This window comes from uncultured Nitratireductor sp. (assembly GCF_913053745.1).
Lineage (GTDB): Bacteria > Pseudomonadota > Alphaproteobacteria > Rhizobiales > Rhizobiaceae > Nitratireductor.
This window is the reverse complement of the sequence record NZ_CAJXGF010000004.1, coordinates 43,934-66,434: the sequence shown is the minus strand read 5'-3', so window position 1 is coordinate 66,434 and position 22,501 is coordinate 43,934. Positions and strand designations below refer to the sequence as shown.

Sequence of the window (22,501 nt, the reverse complement as noted above, 5' to 3'; positions counted from 1 at the left end):
GCGAGCCGGAGCATGGTGGCGATCTGGCCGACGAATTGGAGCGCATCGTCACCCTGCACGATGCTTCGACGGTCGCTGCCGTCATCGTTGAGCCGGTCGCCGGTTCCACGGGCGTGCTCATCCCGCCGAAGGGCTATCTGAAACGCCTCCGCGACATCTGCGACAAGCACGGCATCCTGCTGATCTTCGATGAGGTCATCACCGGCTTCGGGCGCCTGGGCACGCCGTTCGCGGCGGATTATTTCGGTGTGGTGCCGGACATCATGACCACCGCCAAGGGCGTGACCAACGGCGTCATCCCGATGGGTGCCGTGTTCGTGAAGAAGGAAATTCACGACGCCTTCATGAACGGGCCGGAACACCTGATCGAGTTCTTCCACGGCTACACCTATTCGGGCAATCCGATTGCCTGTGCTGCAGGCCTGGCCACGCTCGACACCTATCAGGAAGAAGGCCTGCTCACGCGCGCCTCGGAACTTGCCGAGCACTGGGAAGACGCCCTGCATTCGCTTAAGGGCGAGCCGCATGTGATCGACATCCGCAACATCGGCCTCGTCGGCGCGGTGGAGCTGGAGGGCATCCCAGGCGAACCGACCAAACGCGCCTTCTCCGCCTTCCTCAAAGCCTATGAGCGCGGCTTCCTGATCCGCACCACCGGCGACATCATCGCGCTTTCTCCGCCACTCATCATCTCCAAGGGCCAGATCGACGAACTGATCGACAATCTGCGCGACGTTTTGAGGATGATCGACTGATATGGAAAGGGAACGCGAAAAGGCCACCCATGAGGTGCTGATCGACGATGCGCGTGTTCGCGTGACCCGCTGGGATTTCGCGCCGGGCGCGGAGACGGGCTGGCATCGCCATGGCATGGATTACGTCATCACAACGATCACACCCTGCGCCTTCCATCTGGAAATGCCGGGCGGCGAAACCGTGCGCAACAATCTCGAAGCGGGTGTCTCCTACCGTCGCGACGAGGGCGTGGAACACAATGTCATCAATGGCGGCGACAAACCCATGTCGTTCGTCGAAGTGGAATTGAAGTAAGGGATTACGCAATATGGCCGCACCGGGCGAGAACCTGAAGATCAACGCCGATCGCCTTTGGGATTCACTCATGGAAATGGCGAAGATCGGACCCGGTGTGGCCGGCGGCAACAACCGCCAGACACTGACCAACGAGGATGGCGAAGGCCGCAAACTCTTTCAGAAATGGTGCGAGGAGGCGGAGCTCGAAATGGGCGTCGACGAAATGGGCACCATGTTCGCGAGGCGCGAAGGAACCGACCCCGACGCTCTGCCCGTCTATGTCGGATCGCATCTGGACACCCAGCCGACCGGCGGCAAGTACGATGGTGTGCTCGGCGTTCTGGGCGGGCTCGAGGTGATCCGCACGCTCGACGATCTCGGCATCAAGACCAGACACCCCATCGTCGTGACCAACTGGACCAATGAGGAAGGCACCCGTTTCGCACCCGCCATGCTGGCATCGGGCGTGTTCGCCGGTCAGCACGAGCTGGAATGGGCCTATGACCGGACAGACGCGAACGGCAAGCGCTTCGGTGACGAGTTGGAGCGCATCGGCTGGAAGGGTGAGGAAAAGGTCGGTCAACGCAGGATGAAGGCCTTCTTCGAACTGCATATCGAGCAGGGCCCCATTCTCGAGGACGAATTCATCGACATCGGCGTCGTCACCCATGGCCAGGGTCTGTGGTGGCTGCAAGTGACATTGACCGGCAAGGACAGCCACACCGGATCGACGCCGATGCCCAAGCGCCGCAACGCCGGCCTCGGCATGGCGCGGGTAACGGAGCTGGTGCACGAGGTGGCGATGGACCATCAGCCCAGCGCCGTGGGCGCCATCGGCCATGTGGAGGTCTATCCAAATTCGCGCAACGTCATTCCCGGCAAGACGGTGTTCACCATCGACATCCGTTCCCCCGACGAGCAGACGCTGAACGGGATGCGCGCGAAGATCGAAGCTGGCATCGAAACCATTTGCGACGCGCTCGACATCAAGTTCGAGGTGGAGCCGGTCGGCCATTTCGCTCCCGTCACCTTCGACGAGGGCTGCGTGAAGGCGATCCGCGACGCCGCCGAACGGCTCGGCTATTCGCACCGCGACATCGTTTCGGGCGCCGGTCACGACGCCTGCTGGATCAACCGCGTTGCACCCACCGCCATGGTGATGTGCCCCTGCGTCGACGGGCTCTCGCACAACGAGGCGGAGGAAATCTCGAAGGAGTGGGCGCAGGCCGGGGCCGACGTCCTGTTCCATGCCGTGGTGGAAACCGCGGAGATCGTCGAATGATCTGACGGTCCGCATCCCGCCAAGGACAACACAATAAGAGGGGAAACTCATGTCCAAGGTCATCAGAAACGGAACCATCGTCACGGCCGACCGGACGTGGAAGGCCGACATCCTAATCCAGCATGACAAGATCGTGGCGATCGGCCACGATCTGCACGGCGATCATGAGATCGATGCCACCGGCTGCTACGTAATGCCGGGCGGGATCGACCCGCATACCCATCTGGAAATGCCCTTCATGGGCACCTATTCGACCGACGATTTCGAAAGCGGCACGCGCGCCGCCATTTCCGGCGGAACCACCATGGTGGTGGATTTCTGCCTGCCCTCGCCCGGTCAGTCGCTGCTGGAAGCCATTCAGATGTGGGACAACAAGTCGACGCGGGCGACCTGCGATTACTCTTTTCACATGGCCATCACCTGGTGGAGCGAACAGGTTTTCAACGAGATGCCGCAGGTGGTGGAAAAAGGCATCACCTCCTTTAAGCACTTCATGGCCTACAAGGGCGCGCTGATGGTGGACGACGACGAGATGTATTCGTCCTTTCAGCGCTGCGCCGAGCTCGGCGCGCTGCCGCTCGTCCATGCCGAAAACGGCGACGTGGTCGCGCAACTCCAGGCAAAGCTCCTGGAGGAGGGCAATAACGGGCCGGAGGCCCACGCCTATTCGCGCCCACCGGAGGTCGAGGGCGAGGCCACCAACCGCGCCATCATGATCGCCGACATGGCCGGCACGCCGCTTTATGTGGTGCATACCTCCTGCGAGCAGAGCCATGAGGCGATCCGTCGGGCGCGGCAAAAGGGCATGCGCGTTTACGGCGAACCGCTGATTCAGCATCTCGTGCTGGACGAGAGCGAATACGCCAATGCCGACTGGGACCATGCCGCGCGCCGCGTGATGAGCCCGCCATTCCGCAACAAGCAGCACCAGGATTCGCTGTGGGCCGGACTTCAGGCGGGTTCGTTGCAGGTTGTGGCCACCGACCATTGCGCCTTTACCACGGACCAGAAACGCTACGGCGTGGGCGATTTTACCAAGATACCCAATGGCACGGGCGGACTCGAGGATCGCATGCCGGTGCTCTGGACCTTTGGTGTCAACTCGGGTCGGCTGACAATGAACGAGTTTGTCGCCGTAACCTCCACCAACATCGCGAAAATCCTCAACATGTATCCGCAGAAAGGGGCGATCGTCGAAGGCGCAGATGCCGACATCGTGATCTGGGATCCGGGCGCCACGAAGACGATTTCGGCCAAGAGCCAGCAATCGGCCATCGACTACAATGTGTTCGAGGGCATAAAGGTGAAGGGCCTGCCGAAGACAGTGCTGTCGCGCGGCGAGATCGTGGTCGAGGATGGCGCGGTGAAGCCGAAGCCGGGCCACGGAAAATTCGTGGCGCGCAAGCCGCACATGGCGGTGAACAGGGCGCTGTCGCAATGGAAGGAAGTGACCGCGCCCCGCAAGGTGGAGCGAACGGGCATTCCGGCGAGCGGGGTATAGGGAGAAACGATCCAGTGAACGCCAACCCAGCAATCCGCCAGGAAGCGTCCTCCCCTCAAACCAGTCAGCCCGTCGTGGAAGCGAAGGGGCTCGGTCTCACCTTCGAGACCAATGACGGGCCAGTGCGCGCGCTCGCCGATGTGGATCTGACCATCAACAAAGGCGAGTTCGTCTCCTTCATCGGCCCATCGGGCTGCGGCAAGACCACGTTTCTGCGTGTGATCGCCGATCTGGAACAGCCCACCGCCGGCGAAATTTTCGTCAACGGCATGACGCCGGAAGAGGCGCGCCGCAACCGGGCCTATGGCTATGTGTTTCAGGCGGCCGGGCTCTTTCCCTGGCGCACCATCGAGCAGAATGTCGCCCTGCCGCTGGAGATCATGGGCTATTCGAAGGCGGAGCAGAAAGAGCGCGTGCACCGCACACTCGATCTGGTGAACCTTGCCGGCTTCGAGAAAAAGTTTCCCTGGCAGCTTTCGGGCGGCATGCAGCAACGCGCCTCGATTGCCCGCGCGCTGGCCTTCGACGCCGATCTTCTTCTGATGGACGAGCCGTTCGGCGCGCTCGACGAGATCGTGCGCGACCATCTGAACGAGCAGTTGCTCGACCTCTGGGCACGCACCGGCAAGACCATCGGCTTCGTGACCCACTCGATCCCGGAAGCGGTTTATCTGTCGACGCGCATCATCGTCATGTCGCCGCGGCCCGGCCGCGTGACCGATGTGATCGTGTCGCCATTGCCGAAGGAAAGGCCGCTCGACATTCGAGAATCGCCGGAGTTTCTTGAAATCGCGCACCGGGTGCGCGAAGGCCTGCGTGCGGGGCATGGCGATGACTAGGAAAATGTCCACCGCCAGCGCTGCCCCTCATCCGCCTGCCGGCACCTTCTCGCCGCGCACGGGGAGAAGGACGAAGCGGCACCGTCTATGCCCCCTTCTCCCCGCCTGCGGGGAGAAGGTGAGGATGAGGGGCGAGCACCCAGCCCCAAAGGTGACACCATGACGGTGGCGACGGACACAGCCCCGACCCGCACCACACCGCCCGTCTTCCTCCGAGCGGTGGAGGGCAAAACGCTGCCAATCCTCATCGTGCTCGGCGTCATTCTCCTGATCTGGTACGCGTTCACCGTCTATCTGAACGCCCCATGGCAGATCGACGCTTATGAGCGGGCGGGGACGGAATGGACAGCCGCCGACCTGGTGCGCGATACGATGGCGCAGGAGCGGCCCGTGCTGCCCTCGCCGCATCAGGTGGTGGCGGAAATCTGGAAAACCACGGTCGGCACGCGGCTCACATCCAAGCGCAACCTGTTCTATCACGCCTGGGTCACCCTCTCCTCCACCCTGCTCGGCTTCGTAATCGGCACCGCGCTCGGCGTGCTGCTTGCCGTTGGCATCGTGCACAATCGAGCCATGGACAAATCCGTCATGCCGTGGGTGATCGCCAGCCAGACCATTCCGATCCTGGCGGTCGCGCCCATGATCATTGTGGTGCTCAACGCGATCGGCCTCTCGGGCCTTCTGCCCAAGGCGCTGATTTCCACCTATCTCTCCTTCTTTCCCGTGGTCGTGGGCATGGTGAAGGGGTTCCGCAGCCCGGAAGCATTCCAGCTCGATCTGATGCGCACCTACAATGCCAGCGGAACACAGACCTTCTGGAAACTACGCTGGCCCGCCGCCCTTCCCTATCTCTTCACTTCCATGAAGGTTGCGGTGGCAATCAGTCTCGTCGGGGCGATTGTCGGCGAATTGCCGACAGGGGCGGTTTCGGGCCTCGGCGCGCGGCTTCTGGCCGGCTCCTATTACGGCCAGACGGTGCAGATCTGGTCCGCCCTCTTCATGGCGGCCGCCCTCGCCGCCATCCTGGTGGGCGTGGTTGGCATCGGCCAGCGCATGGTGATGGCGCGCATGGGAGAAAAACCATGAACTGGGCGCTGACGGGAGCGCTTCTTTTCTGGGCAGCCGCTTGGGCGCTCAATGAGTGGCTCGCAAAGCTGAATCCGCCCTCGGCACCCGCCAGACGCGCGCTCGGCATTCTGATTCCCGCCATTTTCGGCGTCACGCTTCTGGTGGTGTGGGAAGGGCTGGTGCGCGGCTTCGACATCTCGCCCGTGCTGCTAACACCACCCAGCGCCATATGGGCTCGCATCACATCATCCCTGCCGACACTCTGGGCGGATTTTCAGCAGACCTTCCTGAAGGCGGTGCTGATCGGCTACGCCATTGGCTGCGGCGCAGGCTTCCTGACGGCCATCGCCATCGATCGGTCGCCGTTCCTGCAGCGCGGCCTGCTGCCGCTCGGAAATTTCGTTTCAGCCCTGCCAATCATCGGCGTCGCACCGATCATGGTTATGTGGTTCGGCTTCGACTGGCCGTCCAAGGCCGCCGTCGTCATCATCATGACCTTCTTTCCCATGCTGGTGAACACGGTGCAGGGGCTGACCGCCTCGTCCGCCATCGACCGCGACCTGATGCGCACCTATGCATCGTCCTACTGGCAGACACTCTTCAAGCTGCGACTGCCGGCAGCGGCGCCCTTCATCTTCAACGCGTTGAAGATCAATTCCACGCTGGCACTGATCGGCGCTATCGTCGCGGAATTCTTCGGCACGCCCATCGTGGGCATGGGGTTCCGTATTTCCACCGAGGTGGGGCGCATGAACATCGACATGGTGTGGGCCGAGATTGCGATCGCCGCACTCGCCGGCTCACTTTTTTACGGGGCGGTGGCGCTTCTGGAGCGCGCCGTCACTTTCTGGCATCCATCCATCAGGAGTGGATAACCGGCCGCGCGGAGAACAGCGGCCCAATCAAAGAGGGAAGCGAAAATGAAACACGCAGTCACAGGCATATTTTCCGGCGCGCTGATGCTCGCCGCTTCGCAAGCTCTTGCAGCCGACGATGTAACCCTGCAACTCAAATGGGTGACGCAGGCGCAGTTCGCCGGCTACTACGTCGCCAAGGATCAGGGTTTCTACGAGGAAGAAGACCTCAACGTCGAGATCAAGCCCGGCGGTCCCGACATCGCGCCCGTTCAGGTGCTGGCCGGCGGCGGCGCAGACGTGATGGTGGACTGGCTTCCGTCAGCCCTCGCCGCGCGTGAAAAGGGCGTGCCGGTGGTCAACATCGCCCAGCCCTTCGCACGCTCGGGCCTTACCATGGTCTGCCGCAAGGAGACCGGCATCGAAAAACCCGAAGACTTCAAGGGCAAGACGCTGGGCACCTGGTTCTTCGGCAACGAATATCCGCTTTATAGCTGGCTGTCGAAGCTCGGGTTGGCGCGCGACGGCTCGGAAAACGGCGTGACGATCCAGAAGATCGGTTTCAATGTCGACCCGCTCCTGCAAAAGCAGGCCGACTGCATTACCGCCATGACCTACAATGAGTACTGGCAGGTGATCGACGCTGGCCTGAGCGAAGACGACATCGTGGTCTTCAACTACACCGACGAAGGCGTGGCGACGCTGGAAGACGGGCTGTATGTGCTGGAAGACAAGCTCAACGACCCGGAGTTCGCGGACAAGATGGCGCGCTTCGTCAAAGCCTCCATGAAAGGCTGGATGTGGGCGAGAGACAATCCGGACGAAGCGGCCATGATCGTGCTCGACAACGACGCGACGGGTGCCCAGACCGAAAAGCACCAGACGCGCATGATGGGTGAAATCGCCAAACTTCTGGGCGACGACGCCACGCTCGACGAGACGGCTTACAAGCAGACCGTCGACACACTGCTGCAAGGCGGTTCCGATCCGGTCATCACCAAGGAACCGGAGGGCGCCTTCACTCACGACATCACCGAAAAGGCGATGTGAATCGCAGTCGGATCGCCAGGAAGGGGGCCCTCTGCCCCTTCCGGCGACGCACGGCCGGGCCGCCAGCAAGTTCATCCCACGAGCCTGCGCCGCTCCGTCTCCCGGTAGGCACCCGGCGTGGTGCCGGTCTGGCGGCGAAAAAAGCGGTTGAAATAGGCTGGATCCTGGAAGCCCAGCGAATATGCGATGGCCTGAACCGGAGTTGGCGTGAAGATCAGATCGCGGCGCGCGGCATCGAGCAGGCGGCGAGCGAGCAATTGTGACACGCTGGCTCCGGCCTCCTGCCGTGCGACACGGTTGAGCTGCGCCATGGAGACACCGATCCTCTCGGCATAGAAGCCGACGGGACGATGCTCGCGAAAATGCGCGGCGATCAGCGTTTCGAGCGCCTGCAGGCGCCCGCTATCGCGCGTGGCGACACCGTGTCCCGGCGCAGCGGTTCGCGCCAGCCAGACGAGTACTTCCATAACATGGGCATCGAGCATTAGATCCCGCCCCATGCCAACCCCGCCGTTCTCCGCATAGATGCGGCGAAACAGATGGTCGATATAGGCCCCCTCACCTGTACCGATACCGTCCACCGGCACGATGCGGGTTTCGGAAAAGAAATCCGAAAACGCCCTGTCGGCGGCGATCGGCAGGGAAAGCCGATCGGCAAGCACCGTAGCGACAATCCCTTCGGAGTCCCCGGCAAAGTGAAATCCGTGCGCTGCCCCCGGAGGGATGAACAGAGCACAAGGGGCAGAAAACGACCGGTCGCCGCGCCCCTCACCGACGAGCTTTCCCTCGCCCTGCGTCAACCAGAACATCTGGAAGAGCGCGGAGTGACGATGAACCGCAATTTGCCAATTGTGCAGGGCGCTGCGAATGGAAAGCGTTTCGCAATGAAGCCAGAAATCGGAAGATTCTCCTGATTTTTCTTCATAAAGCCGATAGTTCGGTATCGATCTGCGCATCGCACTACCCTTGGATGATGATTGAAATGTGCAATTGTTTGCAGAAAATGTCCATTGCCGCATCGTCTGCGAATTTCCACTCTCGTCTCAAGAACGGGAGGAAAAAACAGCGTGCGGACACAGGTCGTCATCATCGGCTCGGGCCCGGCCGGGCTTTTGCTTGGGCAACTCCTAACCAATGCCGGCATCGACAATGTGATTTTGGAACGGTCGTCGAAGACGCATGTCCTGTCGCGCATCCGCGCCGGCGTGCTGGAGGAAGGCACAGCACAAATGCTGGACGAGGCCGGCGTTGGTGCGCGCATGCGGCAAGAAGGATTGCCGCATGACGGCTTCGACCTCGCCTTCGACCATCGTCGCCACCGTGTCGACCTGCGCGGCCTTACAGGCGGCAAACGCGTTCTCGTTTACGGGCAGACCGAGGTGACGCACGATCTCATGGATGGGCGCGAGGCCTCTGGCGCAATCTCCGTCTATGAAGCCCGAGACGTGCAGCCTCACGACTTCAACGCAGCCAACCCCTCGGTCACTTACGAGAAAGACGGGCAAACCCACCGTATCGACTGCGATTTCATCGCAGGTTGCGACGGATTTCATGGCGTTTCGCGGCAAGCGGTTCCAAACAACGCGATCGAAACGTTCGAGCGAACCTACCCGTTTGGCTGGCTCGGCATTATCGCCGATGTGCCGCCTGTCGGCAGCGAGTTGATCTACGCCAACCATCCACGCGGTTTTGCGCTGTGCTCCATGCGCTCGACCACGCGCAGCCGCTATTATGTCCAGGTGGCGGCAGACGAGAACGTCGAGAAATGGTCGGACGAACGCTTCTGGGATGAGATCCGCCTCCGCTTGCCCCGACAGACCGCCGAAGCGATGACCACCGGTCCTTCAATCGAAAAATCGATCGCACCGTTGCGCTCCTTCGTCGCCGAGCCGATGCGGTTCGGGCGGCTTTTCCTTGCCGGTGATGCTGCCCATATCGTGCCCCCCACGGGCGCAAAGGGCTTGAATCTCGCTGCGAGCGACGTGCGCTATCTCTTTGATGCGTTTCGGGAATACTATCTTGAAAACGAGTCCAGCGGGCTCGACGCCTATTCGGCAAAAGCCCTGGCACGTGTGTGGAAAGCGGAACGCTTTTCCTGGTGGATGACGAGCACCATGCATCGCTTCCCCGATCAGGGCGCCTTTGGCCAGAAAATACAGCACGCCGAACTCGATTATCTGTTCCAATCGCGGGCGGCACTCACCATGCTGGCCGAGAATTATGTGGGTCTGCCCCTTTAAGGCCCGAGGGAGAAGACAATGTCAAACGACAAGAAGAGCCAACGCTACGAGCAGGGCATGAAAACCCGGCGCGCCATTCTCGGCGACGACTGGGTCGACGGAGCGGAAGCGCGGAAAACCGTCTTCGACGCGCCGTTTCAGGAGCTGATCACGGAGGCCGCGTGGGGTCATGTCTGGTCGCGCTCTCAATGGACACCGCGTGAACGCTCCATGGTGACCATCGCGCTTCTGGCCGCACTCGGTCAGGACGAGGAACTGGCCATGCATGTGCGAGCCACCGCCAATACGGGCGCCAGCGCCGAGGACTTGCGCGAAGCCATGCTGCACGTGGCGATCTATGCCGGCGTTCCGGCTGCCAATCACGCGATAAAGATCGTCAAGCAAACCCTCGCCGACATGGAAGGGAGCAAGGTATGAGGAACGTTCGGCCTGAAACCGGAGGCTTCTTTCAGCGTGACCGCACCTGGCAACCGCCCGCATTCACGCCCGGCTACAAAACCTCCGTCATGCGCTCTCCACAGCGCGCGCCGGTATCGTTTCCGCACACGCTCTCCGAGACGACGGGGCCCGTTTTCGGGCATCATATCCTCGGCGAACGCGACAACGATTTGACTTTGAACTTTGCAAAACCCGGCGAAAGCGCCATCGGCCCGCGCATCATCGTCTATGGTCGCGTCTTGGACGAACGCGGTGCCGGCGTTTCCAACGTGCTGCTGGAATTCTGGCAGGCCAATGCCGGTGGTCGCTACCGCCACAAAAAGGATGGCTACCTGGCGCCACTCGATCCCAATTTCGGCGGCTGCGGACGCACGATCACCGACGCCAACGGCAACTATTTCTTTCGTACCATCATGCCCGGCGCCTATCCTTGGCCCAACGGCATCAATGACTGGCGTCCGGCCCACATTCACTTTTCCCTATTCGGCCACGGCTTCGTCCAGCGTCTCATCACCCAGATGTATTTCGACGGCGATCCGATGATCTGGCAGTGCCCTATCGTCGCCACCATCCCCGAGCGCCGCGCCATCGAAGGCCTTATCGCCGCACTCGACATGCAGGCCACCGTGCCGATGGACGCACGCGCCTATAAATTCGACATCGTGCTGCGCGGCCGTCATTCGACGCTGTTCGAAAACCGCATGGAGGGAAACTGATGGTTCAGGAACTCAGACGGTTGAAGGAAAGCGCCTCGCAAACCGCAGGCCCCTATGTGCATATCGGTCTGACACCAAATTTCGGCGGTATCGAGGGCGTTTATCCGCACGATCTCGGCGCACAGCCGGTGAACGAAAAGACCAAGGGCGAACGCATCACGGTGAAGATGCGCATCGTCGATGGAGCCGGCACTCCATTGAAAGACGCACTCGTGGAAAGCTGGCAGGCGGATGCGGAGGGTCTCTACAATTCGCCCTCCGAAACGCGTGGCACGGCCGACCCGAATTTTCAGGGGTGGGGCCGGTACCCCTCGGAGATGGACACGGGCGAGATCGTTTTCGAGACGATCAAGCCCGGACGCGTGCCTTTCCCCGACGGGCGCATGATGGCGCCACATATCAGCCTCTGGATCGTCGCCCGCGGCATCAATCTGGGGTTGGCGACACGCATGTATTTCAGCGACGAGGAGACAGCCAATGCGGAAGATCCGGTTCTCACCCGCCTCGAACATCAGAACCGCGTCTCCACCCTGATCGCCCGCCGCGACGGCGGGGCCTATGTCTTCGACATTCACCTGCAAGGCGATAAGGAAACGGTGTTTTTCGACATCTGATCGGGCATAGTCGGTCCGTTGGACGCCAATCCGGGACGCAACCCACATGACCATTTCCGTCTTCGACCATCCCATTCTGTCGGGCCTTCTCGGCGACGAGGCGCTGGCGCAACACTTTTCGGCGCGCGCGGAAATCGACGCAATGATGCGCTTCGAGGCAGAACTTGCGATGGCGGAAGCGCAGGAAGGCGTGATCCCGCATAATGCGGCGAAGGAAATCGCCGCATTGGCCAACGCCTTCGGCCCCGAGATCGCCGGCTTGAAGGCCGGAGCGGCCCGGGACGGCGTGGCGGTCCCTGCGCTCGTTGCACAAATGCGCGCTGCCCTTCCCCAAATCGCGCGACCACACCTACACTTCGGCGCGACGAGCCAGGATGTGATCGACACGGGTTTTGCGCTGCGGGTGCGTGACGCTGTGTCAATTTTGTCCCAACGACTGGCCGAACTCGTCAAAACACTGAAATCGCTGGAAACACGGGAAGGGCAAATCGAGGTCATGGCGCACACGCGCATGCAGGCCGCCGTTCCCGTGCCGGCCGCCCGCAAGATCCGCTCATGGCACGAACCTCTCTCGCGCGGTGCAAAAAGGCTCGAAGTGGCGCTGGACGGCATCGCGGTGCTGCATTTCGCAGGTGCCGCCGGTACGCTCGACAAGCTTGGCGACAAGGGCGATGCCGTGGCCGAACGACTTGCCGCAAGTCTCAATCTCGCACTGCCCGGTCACCCGCGTCACAGCGAACGCGACGGGATCGCTGCATTCGCCGCTGCCCTCTCGCAAATCACAGGAAGCCTCGGCAAGATGGGCCAGGATATCGCACTCGGGGCGCAGAGCGAGCTCGGCGAGATCGAACTGGCGACGGGTGGCGGCTCTTCTGCCATGCCACACAAGAAGAACCCGGTCGCCGCCGAAGCACTGGTGACGTTCGCGCGTTTCAACGCGACGCTTGTAGGGGGCATGCATCAGGCGCTGGTGCACGAAAACGAGCGCTCCGGAGCGGCGTGGACGCTGGAATGGATGCTCCTTCCGCAAATGATCGTGGCAACGGGCGCGGCAACGCTTAAAAGCGCAGAGCTTATCGACGGGCTGACGTTCAGGCCTCTGAAAACATAGCACAGCGCGAGCGCTCGTCCCTCACCCTTACCCTCTCCCCGGCAGGAGGATGAGGGGCCGGCTCCATGCCGTCAAAGCGCCTCGCCTCGGAAGCTACATGGCGTTCATCGTCAGGAGTTCGTAGGCGGCAACCTGCTCGCCTTCCTGATTATAGACGCCGACATCCCAGCGCACTTCGCCATACTCGTCCTTGCGGCGCGTCTTCTGCTTCACCGTGAGGCGCACTTTCAGCGTGTCGCCGGGGGAAACCGGCTTCATGAAGCGCAGATTGTCGAGGCCGTAATTGGCAAGCACCGGGCCGGGGGCCGGCTCGACGAACATGCCCGCCGCAAAGGACAGGATGAGATAGCCGTGCGCGACGCGGCCGGGGAAGAACGGATTGGCGGCAGCCGCCTCCTCGTCCATATGCGCGTAGAAGGTGTCGCCGGTGAATTCGGCGAAATGTTCGATGTCCGCCAGCGTCACCGCGCGCGGACCGGCCCAGAGCGTGCGGCCGGGCTCCAGTTCGCCAAAGGTCAGGCGGAAGGGATGCGGCTCTTTCTCTTCGGTCGACGCGCCCGCCACATAGCGGTTTGTGATGCCGGCGATCAGGTCGGGGCTCGCCTGGATCGCGGTGCGCTGCATGTAATGCATCACGCCACGCACACCGCCAAGCTCCTCGCCGCCGCCCGCGCGACCCGGACCGCCATGCACCATGTGCGGCAACGGCGAACCGTGGCCGGTCGCCTCCTTGCCGGTGTCGCGGTTGGCGAAGTAAAGCCGGCCATGGAATGCGCCCGCCTCCAGAACCGCCTGCCGGGCGACCGCCGGATCCTGCGTGAAGACCGAGGCGACGAGCGAGCCGTCGCCGCGATTGGCGAGTTTCAGCGCATGGCCGAGATCCCGGTACGGCATGATGGTGGAAACCGGGCCGAACGCCTCGACGGAATGCAGCTTCCGGGCGCCATCGGGATCGTCGCAGGAAAACAGCATGGGCGGCACGAAGGCGCCCGCGTCGGCATCGGCATCGGTGACCGAGAAGGCATCCGGATCGCCGAACACGCGACGGGCCTCGGTGGCGAGAATGCCGGCCTTCTCAAGCACATCGTCGCGCTGGGCGAGGCTTGCGAGCGCGCCCATCCGCACGCCTTCGCTGCGGGGATTGCCGACGACGGTCTTCTCAAGCCGCGCGACCAGCGCTTCGGTGACCGCATTGCGGTGCGCGTCGGGCACGAAAATGCGGCGCACGGCGGTGCATTTCTGGCCGGCCTTGGCCGTCATCTCGCGATGCACTTCCTTGATGAAGGCATCGAATTCAGGCGTTCCGGGCGCTGCATCCGGCCCAAGCACCGAGGCGTTGAGCGAATCCTGCTCGGCCACGAAGCGCACGGAATTGCCGATGATCTTCGGGTTGGCGCGCAACATGGAGGCTGTGGAAGCGGAGCCGGTGAAGGACACCACGTCCTGACCGGTCAGACGGTCGAGCAGATCTCCGGTGGAGCCGGCGATGAACTGCACCGCGCCTTCCGGGAACAGGCCGGATTCCACGATCATGCGGAAACAGGCTTCGGCGAGCCACGCGGTCGAGGACGCTGGCTTGACGATGGCCGGAACACCGGCAATCAGCGTCGGCGCCAGTTTTTCAAGCATGCCCCAGACGGGAAAGTTGAAGGCGTTGATGTGGACGGCCACGCCCTGAAGCGGCGTCGCCACATGCTGGCCGACGAAGTTCCCGGAACGGGAAAGCTGCTCCAGCGCGCCATCCACATAGACCTGATCGTCGGGCAGCTCGCGCCTCGCCTTGGACGAATAAACGAACAGCGTGCCGATGCCGCCATCGATGTCGATCATCGAGTCAGGCTTGGTCGCGCCGGTCTCGTAGGAAAGCTCGTAGAGCGCGTCGCGGCGGTCGTTCAGATATTGCGCCAGCGCCTTGATGGCGAAGGCACGGTCGTAGAACGTCATCGCGCGTAGCGCCGGCCCGCCCACCTGGCAAGCATGGTCTGCCATACGGGCGAAGTCCAGCTTCTGCGAACCGAGTTCGGCGACGACATCACCGGTGACCGCACTCCGCAGAGGTTTGAGATCGCCGGAAGGCGCAACCCACGCCCCTGCCGCATAGCTTTCAAGCCGCATCACGCTCATGGAACACTCCTTTACTGGTCAGCGCACCCGCGCCGGCAGCCGGGAAAAGCCGCGAAAGCGCACGCGTCCGGTACGCTCCGGCTCTCCGGTCAGCCGATAGTCGGGGAAACGTTTGAGAAAATGCGAAATGCCGATGCGTCCCTCCATTCGCGCAAGCGAAAAGCCCGCGCAAAGATGGGGACCGCCCGCAAAGGCCAGATGCTTGTTGGGCTTGCGCCCGAGATCGAGCCTGTCCGGATCCGCGAACTGGCGCGGATCGCGGTTGGCGGCACCGATGCACAGATGGATCGGCGTGCCCGGATCCACGGTTTCTCCGTAAAACTCCACCGGCTCCACCGCCATGCGGTTGCCAAGCTGGTTGGGGCTCTGGAAGCGCAGGAATTCGTCCACGGCCGTCCCGATCAGGTCCGGATCGGCCTCGAGCCGCGCCTTCTCCTGCGGCCATTGTGCAAGCTCATAGAGCGCGTTGCCGATCAGGTTTGTCGTGGTCTCGTGCCCGGCGTTGAGGATGAAAATGCAGTTCTGCAAAAGCTCGACCTCGGAGAGCTCTTCCCCCTCATTGCCGTTGATGAGTCGGGTCAAAACGTCGGTCGCCGGGTCGCCGGGATTGCGGCGCCGATCGTCGGCGATCGCCTTGAGATAGGCCTTGAAATCGGTGACGGAGGTATTGCCCCATTGCTGTTGTTCGTCGGTGAGGACCGGCTCCAGCGCACCGAGAATGGCGAGCGACCAGTCGCGCAGCGGCTCGCGTTCCTCGTGAGGGATGTCGAACAGGTTACCGATGACTTCGACGGGGATCGCGGCGGCGAAATCCTCGATCAGATCGACCTCACCCTTTTCTTCCATGCGGTCGAGCAGGCCATCGACCAACGTGATCAGGCCCGGCTCGAGTGCTGCCAGCGCGCGCGGCGTGAGCGCGCCCATCATGATCTTGCGCACCCGCGTGTGGAGTGGCGGATCGTTGAAGACAAGGCTGGTCGTGTGATGCTCATAGAGCGGTGTGTCGCCGAATTTCGGCAGGAACTCGGCCTTCTTGTCCGACGAGAAGGTTTTGGTGTCGCGGTAAATGCGATCGAGATCCTCATAGCGCGACAGCATGACGGAGCCGTCGGCAAAACGCTTGAGGGGCGCGTGCTCCAGTAGCGCGTGATAGGTCGGAAACGGATCGTCCACGAAGCCTGACGGCAGCGCCGTCAATTCGAAACGCTCCGCCAGTTTCTCGCCATTCGCCGCAGCGTTGTCTGCCGTTTTGGTCATGCTCTCCTCCCGGAAGCGGTCGCACCGCCTCCTCACAACAGTATTATTGACCGACCGGTCGGTTTATGCAAGTCTGCTTTCGTGGACGGTCTCGGGAGGAGCCTAAATGTCACAAATGCAACTGTCTCCACAGGAGATCGCCGAGCGCAGCGCAGAAGCCATGTGGGCGCGCGACGACGCCTCTAAATGGCTAGGATGCAGCCTCGATGCCGTGGCACCCGGCGGCGCCACGCTGTCCATGACGGTGGAGAAGCATCACACCAACGGGCACGACATCTGCCATGGGGGCTACATCTTCACGCTGGCGGATTCCGCTTTCGCCTTTGCCTGCAACTCCTATAACCAAATCGCTGTCGCACAGCACAATTCCATCACCTTCATCGCGCCCGGCGCACTTGGTGACCGACTGACGGCGGTCGCGCGCGAGGTGGCGCGGTTCGGGCGCTCGGGCATCTATGACGTGCGGGTTGAAAACCAGGAGGGCAAGCGCATCGCGGAATTCCGAGGCAATTCCCGCGTGATCAGCGGAACGCATTTCGAGGTGGAGGCCTGAGAGCTTCGGGAGAGAGACATGAAAGACCTGACCCCAAGAAAAGAAGAACTGGATCCCATTGAAATCGCTTCACGCGATGAAATCCAGGCCCTGCAGCTGGTGCGCCTCAAATGGTCGCTGAACCATGCCTATGAGAACGTGCCGCACTACAGGAAGAGTTTTGACGCCGCTGGCGTCCATCCCGACGATCTGAAACAGCTCTCCGATCTCTCGAAATTCCCCTTCACCGTGAAGACGGATCTCCGCGACAATTATCCCTTCGGCATGTTTGCCGTGCCGCGCGAGAAAGTGGTGCGCATTCACGCCTCGTCCGGCACCACCGGCAAGCCGACCGTGGTGGGCTATACCGCAAAGGACATCGACACCTGGGCCGAAGTGATGGCGCGCTCCATCCGCGCATCCGGCACACGCCCCGGTGATGTCGTGCATGTGGCCTATGGTTACGGGCTCTTCACTGGCGGGCTTGGCGCGCATTACGGTGCGGAACGGTTGGGCGCAACGGTTGTGCCGGCCTCCGGCGGGATGACAGCGCGCCAGGTCACGCTGATCGAGGATTTTCAGGCGCAAGCCATCATGGTCACCCCCTCCTACATGCTGTCGATCCTGGATGAATACCGGGCGCAGGGTCTCGACCCGCGGAAAAGCCCGCTTCAGGTGGGCATATTCGGCGCAGAGCCCTGGACCAACGCCATGCGCGCCGAAATCGAAGACGCATTCGACATGCATGCGGTCGATATATATGGCCTGTCGGAGGTGATGGGGCCGGGCGTGGCGAACGAATGCGTGGAGACCAAGGACGGGCTGCACATATGGGAAGACCATTTTTATCCGGAGATCATAGACCCGGAGACGGGCGACGTTCTACCGGACGGTGAACTGGGCGAACTCGTTTTCACCTCACTGACCAAGGAAGCCTTCCCCATCGTGCGCTACCGCACCCGCGACCTGACGCGCCTCCTTCCCGGCACGGCACGGTCCATGCGCCGTATGGAAAAGATCACCGGCCGCTCGGACGACATGATGATCCTGCGCGGAGTGAACGTCTTCCCGACCCAGATCGAGGAACAGATCCTCACGGTGAAGGGCCTTGCGCCGCATTTCCAAATCGAACTCACGCAGGAAGGCCGCATGGATGCCATGACGATCCACGTGGAAATGGCTTCGCTTGAAGCCGGCGACGACGTGCGGCTTGCCGCCTGCCATCAACTCGGCGAGCGCATCAAGGATGTGGTCGGCGTGACGGTACGTGTCCACGCGGCCGATCCCGGCAGCGTGGCCCGTAGCCAGGGCAAGGCGGTGCGCATCGTCGACAAACGGGCCAAACAGTGAGCGGTCCGGACATGCATGCGTACCCGCCCTATGAGAGCTGCTGATGGCCCGCACCCGCGCCAAGGACTACGACGATAAGCGCGACGCCATATTGCATGGCGCGGCGCGCATTTTTGCGCGCGACGGCTACGACCGCGCCTCGATGAACCAGCTTGCGACCGAATTGGGTGTCTCTAAGGCTCTCCTCTATCACTACTATGCCTCCAAGGAAGCGCTGCTTTTCGACATTATCGAAACGCATCTTCAGGACCTGGTGGAGGCGGTGGAAGAGGCGGACTGCCGGGAGGCTGCACCCCGGGATCGCCTCGAAGGGCTGGTCACCGCCCTGCTTGAAGCCTACCGCGATGCCGACAACGAACACCGCGTCCAGCTTTCCGGTCTGCAACTCCTGCCTGATGCGCAACAGGAAGAGTTGAAAGCGCTGGAGCGGCGTCTGGTGGCGACCTTCGCCGAGGCTGTAAGGCAGGTGAATCCGAGCGCGTTCGACAACAGGCCCCTTCTGAAACCGGTCACAATGAGCCTGTTCGGCATGCTTAACTGGTTCTACATGTGGTTTCGGGAGGATCGCGGTATCTCACGGCACGACTATGCAAAACTCGCGACCCATCTGCTTGTGAGCGGTGTGAAGGAGATCTCCTGACAATCTTGCCCGTTCTGCGATCCCGTGGCATTTGGGAAAGATGGATGCGCCAACAGAACCTGTCGAAACGACCCTTTCCGAGCTGATCGACCGTCTGCACCGACGCGGCCGACTCAGGGTCTGGTCGCTGGTCATCACCCTTTTCGGCGACGCCATCGTGCCCCGTGGCGGCGAGGCACCGCTTGCGAGCCTTCAGGACGTGATGGCACGGCTCGGCATCGAGGCCGGCGCGCTGCGCACTGCCATGTCGCGGCTTGCCAGCGACGGCTGGGTGGTGCGTGAGCGGCGCGGACGAAACTCGTTCTTCTCCCTCGACAAGCACGGCCAGCATGCCTTCGATCTCGCGACGCGACGTATCTATGCGGCCGGTGCGCCTGGCTGGGATGGTTCCTGGACAGTCGCCATCGCACCGCCCGGCGGCCATCGCGCTCATGACGAAGCTTTGAAGGACAGCGGGTTCCTCAAGATCGCTGAAGGCGTGTATCTCCTGCCTCGCACCCTTGAGCCGAATTACGACGCCACGCTTGCCGATACGCTCATAATCCACGGCTCCAGTGCCGAACATCCGCAGATGTTGCGAAGCCTGTGGCCCTCGGACGAGATCGCCAACGCCTATGCGGGGCTGATCGCCGATTATGCGCCGCTGGCCGCACAGCTTGCCAGCACGCCCCTGCCCACCCCCATCGACGCCATGGCGGCGCGCACGCTGCTCATCCATGACTGGCGACGCATCGTGCTGCGCGACCCCGGCCTGCCAATCGCACTTCTTCCTCAGGACTGGCCCGGCGAGCATGCGCGCAAGCTGGTGGGCGGTATCTATGCCAGTCTGAGCGGGCCGAGCGAAGCATGGCTCGACGGGACGGGGTTGCCACCACTCATCGACGCAGACGCCTTCAAGCACCGTTTCGGTGCCTGATCAACCCTCAGGCGATAGCGCCAGAATGACAAGTCCGAGAATGGTCACCACCGCCCCGGCCATGACGGAAAAGCTCGCCCATCCATGGCCGAGCAGGCCTTCGAACACGATGATCAGCGTCGGCGTTAGATAATTGTACGCAAGCACCTTGGAGGCCGGTAGCCGCAGGGCCGCGAACTGAAGCAGGAAGAAGGTGCCGGCGGTCGTGAAGATCGCCAGATAAAAGATCGCGATCCAGGTGACCGAAGGAAGGGAAAGCCAGTCCGTCGCGGCGATCTCGCCCACACCGTAAACGCCGATGAGCAGACCGGTCGCCAAAAGCGTCCAGAAAGTGAAGGCAATAACCGGCTCGCCGCGATTGTAGAGCCGCACAAGCGAGGCGTAGGCCGCGTGTCCCACGACACCGGCAAAAAAGATCAGCTCGCCTTCGCCCATATCGAAGCGGCGCATCGCCTCGAGATCGCCATCGAAAATAACCCACACGGAGCCGAGCCCGGCCAGAACGAGACTTGGAACCACAAGCCCGCGCGGCACCTGCCGGAGGAAGAGAAAACCGAAAAATGCGCTCAACAGAGGCATCAACGTGAAGACCGCGCCGGTGGAAACCGGGCTTGTCATGCCAAGCGCCACAAACATGGTGACAAAGTAGAACGCCATCAGGCCGCCCAGCACCAGAAAGCGCCATGGCGCCTTGGGCAAGGGAAGCTGCTGGCGAAGCACGAAACGCACCACCAAACCCATGAAGAGAATGCCGATCAGGAAACGGGCGGCATTAAGCGCGACAGGCCCGATATGCGGCGCCGCGAGCGAACCCAGAGAGAAGGATCCGGCCACCAGTATGGCAAAGCCGAGCATGGCGAGGTGCCCGAGCTTTTTTTGTGCTCCCGTGGCGCTTTTTCGGTGCGCATCGCGCCGCGCCATCTTCGTATCCACGGTTTCCGTCAATGCGCCCTCCCGCTCTTGTCTCCCTGCCTAAAGGAACGGCCGGGAAATCGGAACCGATTTCCCGGCTGTTCGGCAAAAAGTCGGATCGTGGATCAGCTATTGGCAATGATCAGGAGAAATCCGCCGGCGAGTGCGACGTTGGAAACGACACCATTGATGCGTGCGACCCGATCAGGTCCGTCATGATCCCAGAAATTGTGAAAGATCAAGGTTGCAATGACGAGAAAGACGATCAACCCAGCCGCCGCATAGGCAGGGTAGATGCCCGCGATCAGCAACGTGCCCGCCACGCACTGGAGCGCGATCCCGGCAAAAAGCGCGGCCCGCGCCAGAGGCACGCCGCGGCCCGCAAGAACACCTGTCAGAAACGGAATGTTGCCGAGGTTGCGCAGTCCGGCGAACACGAACGCACCCCCCAGGAGCAAGCTTCCCAAAAACGGCAAAAACAGGATATCGGAATTGAACATGGGGTTTTCTTTCACGCTTGCCCCGCCCCTTTCGGGCGGGGTGGTTGTGCTTGTAAGGATCAGGCGGCGGCGATTTCCTGGTCGCCGACGATTGGATGAACCGAGCGGAACGGGATCACCACCCGGTTCCAGACATTGATCAGACCGATAAGCACCGACAGCTTTACCAGTTCCTCCTCGGAGAAATGCTCCAACATATGCGCATAGAGGGCATCCTCGACGGGGCCATCGGAGATCTTCGTCAGGCGTTCAGTCCAGGTGAAAGCCGCACGCTCACGGTCCGTATAAAGCGGCGATTCCCGCCAAGCCGACACCAGATGCACGCGCTGTTCGCTCTCGCCATCCCGCCGGGCTTCGCGGGTGTGCATATCGACGCAGTAACCGCACCCATTGATCTGCGAGGCGCGCAGATTCACCAGATGGGTGAGCCCGCGATCCAGGCCGGATTCGTCCACCGCCTTCTTGAGGTTCAGCACGGCACCGAGCAGCTTCGGGTCGGTTTTCATGTAGTTCAGACGTTCCTTCACGGTCATTTCCTTTCATTGCGGGAGGATAAGTTCAGCCTTGCGGACGCTGGTTGCGGTCCACAAAGGCACAACCGAACGCGATCGATCGGGGGTCGGCGGTCGCTTCGTAATTGGAGATCACATCCGAGAGCCGCGTTTTGCGCAGTTCGGCGCGATAGGCCTGTTCGGCGCGCAGCATGGCAATGTTGATGCCACATGGCTGCGCGTAGGCCTGCGGTTCCAGCGCACCCGGTCCGCGCTGGCGAATTTCAGCGCAGCGAAACGCCGGCTTCGGCCCCTCGATGGCGAGCACCACGTCAAGCAAGGTGACCGCCTCGGCAGAACGCGCGAGACGATAACCGCCATGCGGTCCGGAAACGGATTCCAGAATGCCCGCCGCCGCCAGCGTCTTCAGATGCTTCAGCAGATAGCTGGGCGAGAGGCCGTGATACTCGGCAAGCGCGCTGGCAGGCATGGTCCGCCCCTCTTCCAACTGTGCAAGCAGTGTAGCGCAATGGATCGCCGCTTCGACGCCTTCACTGAGTTTCATTTCGCTCTCCTAATCATGGATATTTAATATCCTGGATATTTTATAACTACAATAGGAGTGAGAATGGCTTCTGACTCATCCTGACAGGACCATGGCAGGAAGTCGGCCGGTTAAGATAATCGAGTTTTCGCATTGGATCCCTGAGGATCCGGGCCTCATCGCGACCGAGCCGGCCACCAACGGTTTCGGCCTCACCTCAAACGGACGACATGCGCTCGCACGTCCTTGCCCCTTCTGTTGATGAACAAAGCCTGTCCCCAACCGTCCCGGGAACATGCGCAGCGTTCCAGCAAATCTATATTCACCAACCGTTCCACCGGTCGCAAAAGCTTGTACTGCTCGAACAGCATCGCCCTTTCCAGCTCGAACGGATGCAGCCCCGCCTCACCCGCTTTCCCCAGTCCCCAAAGCGCTTCGTACCAGGCTATCAGCGGCAGACCGCCCGCCTTCCGCAATTTCGATGTCTTCG

The 22,501-nt window shown here is 61.9% G+C and carries 24 protein-coding genes; 17 read left to right on the top strand and 7 right to left on the bottom strand.

The features are described from left to right. From QZ638_RS01700 to QZ638_RS01665, 8 genes are all read left to right on the top strand, one after another. Positions 1-755, top strand: a 755-nt coding sequence (locus QZ638_RS01700; RefSeq protein WP_295806113.1) for an aminotransferase class III-fold pyridoxal phosphate-dependent enzyme, incomplete at its 5' end; no start/stop codon positions are given. Between the two features lies 1 nt (position 756). Further along, a complete protein-coding gene (locus tag QZ638_RS01695) occupies positions 757-1,050 on the top strand; it encodes a cupin domain-containing protein (RefSeq protein WP_295806111.1) in 294 nt (97 codons plus the stop codon). A gap of 13 nt (positions 1,051-1,063) precedes the next feature. Continuing rightward, positions 1,064-2,314 (top strand): Zn-dependent hydrolase, encoded by a 1,251-nt coding sequence (locus tag QZ638_RS01690; RefSeq protein ID WP_295806110.1) that lies wholly within the window; start codon positions 1,064-1,066, stop codon positions 2,312-2,314. Positions 2,315-2,363: 49 nt separating this feature from the next. Then, positions 2,364-3,815, top strand: a complete 1,452-nt coding sequence (hydA, locus tag QZ638_RS01685; RefSeq protein WP_295806108.1) for a dihydropyrimidinase — start codon at positions 2,364-2,366, stop codon at positions 3,813-3,815. Between the two features lie 14 nt (positions 3,816-3,829). Further along, positions 3,830-4,654 carry an ABC transporter ATP-binding protein gene (locus tag QZ638_RS01680; RefSeq protein WP_295806107.1) on the top strand — a complete coding sequence of 275 codons (825 nt, stop codon included), beginning with the start codon at positions 3,830-3,832 and terminating at the stop codon, positions 4,652-4,654. A gap of 159 nt (positions 4,655-4,813) precedes the next feature. Beyond that, entirely contained in the window at positions 4,814-5,740 is a 927-nt protein-coding gene (locus QZ638_RS01675; protein WP_295806106.1) for an ABC transporter permease, read from the top strand. Continuing rightward, positions 5,737-6,597: an ABC transporter permease gene (locus QZ638_RS01670; protein WP_295806104.1), complete on the top strand. Its 861-nt coding sequence runs from the start codon at positions 5,737-5,739 to the stop codon at positions 6,595-6,597. Before QZ638_RS01675 ends, QZ638_RS01670 begins: the two co-directional genes overlap by 4 nt. Positions 6,598-6,642: 45 nt before the next feature. After that, complete coding sequence (locus tag QZ638_RS01665) at positions 6,643-7,626, top strand: ABC transporter substrate-binding protein (RefSeq protein WP_295806102.1); 984 nt, start codon at positions 6,643-6,645, stop codon at positions 7,624-7,626. 71 nt (positions 7,627-7,697) lie between these two features. Here the strand turns inward: QZ638_RS01665 and QZ638_RS01660 are convergent, their stop codons facing one another. After that, a complete protein-coding gene (locus QZ638_RS01660) occupies positions 7,698-8,582 on the bottom strand; it encodes a helix-turn-helix domain-containing protein (protein WP_295806100.1) in 885 nt (294 codons plus the stop codon). A 111-nt stretch (positions 8,583-8,693) separates the two neighbouring features. Here QZ638_RS01660 and pobA point away from each other — a divergent pair, with 111 nt between their 5' ends. From pobA to QZ638_RS01635, 5 genes are read left to right on the top strand one after another with little or no spacing between them, the layout of a single operon-like run. Next, on the top strand, positions 8,694-9,866 hold the full coding sequence (pobA, locus tag QZ638_RS01655; RefSeq protein WP_295806098.1) for a 4-hydroxybenzoate 3-monooxygenase: 1,173 nt from the start codon (positions 8,694-8,696) through the stop codon (positions 9,864-9,866). A gap of 18 nt (positions 9,867-9,884) precedes the next feature. Then, positions 9,885-10,283, top strand: a complete 399-nt coding sequence (pcaC, locus tag QZ638_RS01650; RefSeq protein ID WP_295806096.1) for a 4-carboxymuconolactone decarboxylase — start codon at positions 9,885-9,887, stop codon at positions 10,281-10,283. Beyond that, on the top strand, positions 10,280-11,020 hold the full coding sequence (gene pcaH, locus QZ638_RS01645; RefSeq protein ID WP_295806095.1) for a protocatechuate 3,4-dioxygenase subunit beta: 741 nt from the start codon (positions 10,280-10,282) through the stop codon (positions 11,018-11,020). The genes pcaC and pcaH overlap by 4 nt, the downstream gene beginning before the upstream one ends. Continuing rightward, complete coding sequence (pcaG, locus tag QZ638_RS01640; protein ID WP_295806092.1) at positions 11,020-11,634, top strand: protocatechuate 3,4-dioxygenase subunit alpha; 615 nt, start codon at positions 11,020-11,022, stop codon at positions 11,632-11,634. Before pcaH ends, pcaG begins: the two co-directional genes overlap by 1 nt. A 46-nt stretch (positions 11,635-11,680) precedes the next feature. Further along, positions 11,681-12,745, top strand: a complete 1,065-nt coding sequence (locus QZ638_RS01635; RefSeq protein ID WP_295806090.1) for a 3-carboxy-cis,cis-muconate cycloisomerase — start codon at positions 11,681-11,683, stop codon at positions 12,743-12,745. Between the two features lie 93 nt (positions 12,746-12,838). Here QZ638_RS01635 and paaZ read toward each other — a convergent pair whose 3' ends face one another. Together paaZ and QZ638_RS01625 are read right to left on the bottom strand one after the other, a co-directional pair. Next, the gene (gene paaZ / locus QZ638_RS01630; protein ID WP_295806085.1) at positions 12,839-14,869 is read right to left on the bottom strand and encodes a phenylacetic acid degradation bifunctional protein PaaZ; all 2,031 of its coding nucleotides are present in this window, start codon (positions 14,867-14,869) and stop codon (positions 12,839-12,841) included. Between the two features lie 18 nt (positions 14,870-14,887). Continuing rightward, positions 14,888-16,126 (bottom strand): cytochrome P450, encoded by a 1,239-nt coding sequence (locus QZ638_RS01625; protein ID WP_295806084.1) that lies wholly within the window; start codon positions 16,124-16,126, stop codon positions 14,888-14,890. Positions 16,127-16,241: 115 nt separating this feature from the next. Here QZ638_RS01625 and paaI point away from each other — a divergent pair, with 115 nt between their 5' ends. The 4 genes from paaI to QZ638_RS01605 are packed head-to-tail and all read left to right on the top strand — an operon-like array spanning position 16,242 to position 19,564. Further along, the gene (gene paaI, locus QZ638_RS01620) at positions 16,242-16,679 is read left to right on the top strand and encodes a hydroxyphenylacetyl-CoA thioesterase PaaI (RefSeq protein ID WP_295806116.1); all 438 of its coding nucleotides are present in this window, start codon (positions 16,242-16,244) and stop codon (positions 16,677-16,679) included. Between the two features lie 18 nt (positions 16,680-16,697). Continuing rightward, complete coding sequence (paaK, locus tag QZ638_RS01615; RefSeq protein ID WP_295806083.1) at positions 16,698-18,008, top strand: phenylacetate--CoA ligase PaaK; 1,311 nt, start codon at positions 16,698-16,700, stop codon at positions 18,006-18,008. Between the two features lie 43 nt (positions 18,009-18,051). Continuing rightward, a complete protein-coding gene (locus tag QZ638_RS01610; protein ID WP_295806082.1) occupies positions 18,052-18,648 on the top strand; it encodes a TetR/AcrR family transcriptional regulator in 597 nt (198 codons plus the stop codon). A 40-nt stretch (positions 18,649-18,688) separates the two neighbouring features. Continuing rightward, positions 18,689-19,564: a PaaX family transcriptional regulator C-terminal domain-containing protein gene (locus QZ638_RS01605; protein ID WP_295806080.1), complete on the top strand. Its 876-nt coding sequence runs from the start codon at positions 18,689-18,691 to the stop codon at positions 19,562-19,564. Here QZ638_RS01605 and QZ638_RS01600 read toward each other — a convergent pair whose 3' ends face one another. From QZ638_RS01600 to QZ638_RS01585, 4 genes are all read right to left on the bottom strand, one after another. Next, positions 19,565-20,509, bottom strand: coding sequence for a DMT family transporter (locus QZ638_RS01600; protein WP_295806079.1), 945 nt, complete (start codon positions 20,507-20,509; stop codon positions 19,565-19,567). A 92-nt stretch (positions 20,510-20,601) separates the two neighbouring features. Further along, entirely contained in the window at positions 20,602-20,976 is a 375-nt protein-coding gene (locus tag QZ638_RS01595) for a DoxX family protein (RefSeq protein WP_295806076.1), read from the bottom strand. 59 nt (positions 20,977-21,035) lie between these two features. Beyond that, complete coding sequence (locus tag QZ638_RS01590; protein ID WP_295806073.1) at positions 21,036-21,503, bottom strand: carboxymuconolactone decarboxylase family protein; 468 nt, start codon at positions 21,501-21,503, stop codon at positions 21,036-21,038. 31 nt (positions 21,504-21,534) lie between these two features. Next, positions 21,535-22,032, bottom strand: coding sequence for an Rrf2 family transcriptional regulator (locus QZ638_RS01585; protein ID WP_295806071.1), 498 nt, complete (start codon positions 22,030-22,032; stop codon positions 21,535-21,537). Between the last annotated feature and the right edge of the window lie 469 nt (positions 22,033-22,501).

Excerpts from the sequence above, each read along its gene's own strand:
- QZ638_RS01695 (WP_295806111.1), top strand. The coding sequence starts at position 757 with ATGGAAAGGGAACGCGAAAAGGCCACCCATGAGGTGCTGATCGACGAT.
- QZ638_RS01690 (WP_295806110.1), top strand. The coding sequence starts at position 1,064 with ATGGCCGCACCGGGCGAGAACCTGAAGATCAACGCCGATCGCCTTTGG.
- hydA (WP_295806108.1), top strand. The coding sequence starts at position 2,364 with ATGTCCAAGGTCATCAGAAACGGAACCATCGTCACGGCCGACCGGACG.
- QZ638_RS01675 (WP_295806106.1), top strand. The coding sequence starts at position 4,814 with ATGACGGTGGCGACGGACACAGCCCCGACCCGCACCACACCGCCCGTC.
- QZ638_RS01670 (WP_295806104.1), top strand. The coding sequence starts at position 5,737 with ATGAACTGGGCGCTGACGGGAGCGCTTCTTTTCTGGGCAGCCGCTTGG.
- QZ638_RS01665 (WP_295806102.1), top strand. The coding sequence starts at position 6,643 with ATGAAACACGCAGTCACAGGCATATTTTCCGGCGCGCTGATGCTCGCC.
- QZ638_RS01660 (WP_295806100.1), bottom strand. The coding sequence starts at position 8,582 with ATGCGCAGATCGATACCGAACTATCGGCTTTATGAAGAAAAATCAGGA.
- pcaC (WP_295806096.1), top strand. The coding sequence starts at position 9,885 with ATGTCAAACGACAAGAAGAGCCAACGCTACGAGCAGGGCATGAAAACC.
- pcaH (WP_295806095.1), top strand. The coding sequence starts at position 10,280 with ATGAGGAACGTTCGGCCTGAAACCGGAGGCTTCTTTCAGCGTGACCGC.
- pcaG (WP_295806092.1), top strand. The coding sequence starts at position 11,020 with ATGGTTCAGGAACTCAGACGGTTGAAGGAAAGCGCCTCGCAAACCGCA.
- QZ638_RS01635 (WP_295806090.1), top strand. The coding sequence starts at position 11,681 with ATGACCATTTCCGTCTTCGACCATCCCATTCTGTCGGGCCTTCTCGGC.
- paaZ (WP_295806085.1), bottom strand. The coding sequence starts at position 14,869 with ATGAGCGTGATGCGGCTTGAAAGCTATGCGGCAGGGGCGTGGGTTGCG.
- QZ638_RS01625 (WP_295806084.1), bottom strand. The coding sequence starts at position 16,126 with ATGACCAAAACGGCAGACAACGCTGCGGCGAATGGCGAGAAACTGGCG.
- paaI (WP_295806116.1), top strand. The coding sequence starts at position 16,242 with ATGCAACTGTCTCCACAGGAGATCGCCGAGCGCAGCGCAGAAGCCATG.
- paaK (WP_295806083.1), top strand. The coding sequence starts at position 16,698 with ATGAAAGACCTGACCCCAAGAAAAGAAGAACTGGATCCCATTGAAATC.
- QZ638_RS01610 (WP_295806082.1), top strand. The coding sequence starts at position 18,052 with ATGGCCCGCACCCGCGCCAAGGACTACGACGATAAGCGCGACGCCATA.
- QZ638_RS01605 (WP_295806080.1), top strand. The coding sequence starts at position 18,689 with ATGGATGCGCCAACAGAACCTGTCGAAACGACCCTTTCCGAGCTGATC.
- QZ638_RS01595 (WP_295806076.1), bottom strand. The coding sequence starts at position 20,976 with ATGTTCAATTCCGATATCCTGTTTTTGCCGTTTTTGGGAAGCTTGCTC.
- QZ638_RS01585 (WP_295806071.1), bottom strand. The coding sequence starts at position 22,032 with ATGAAACTCAGTGAAGGCGTCGAAGCGGCGATCCATTGCGCTACACTG.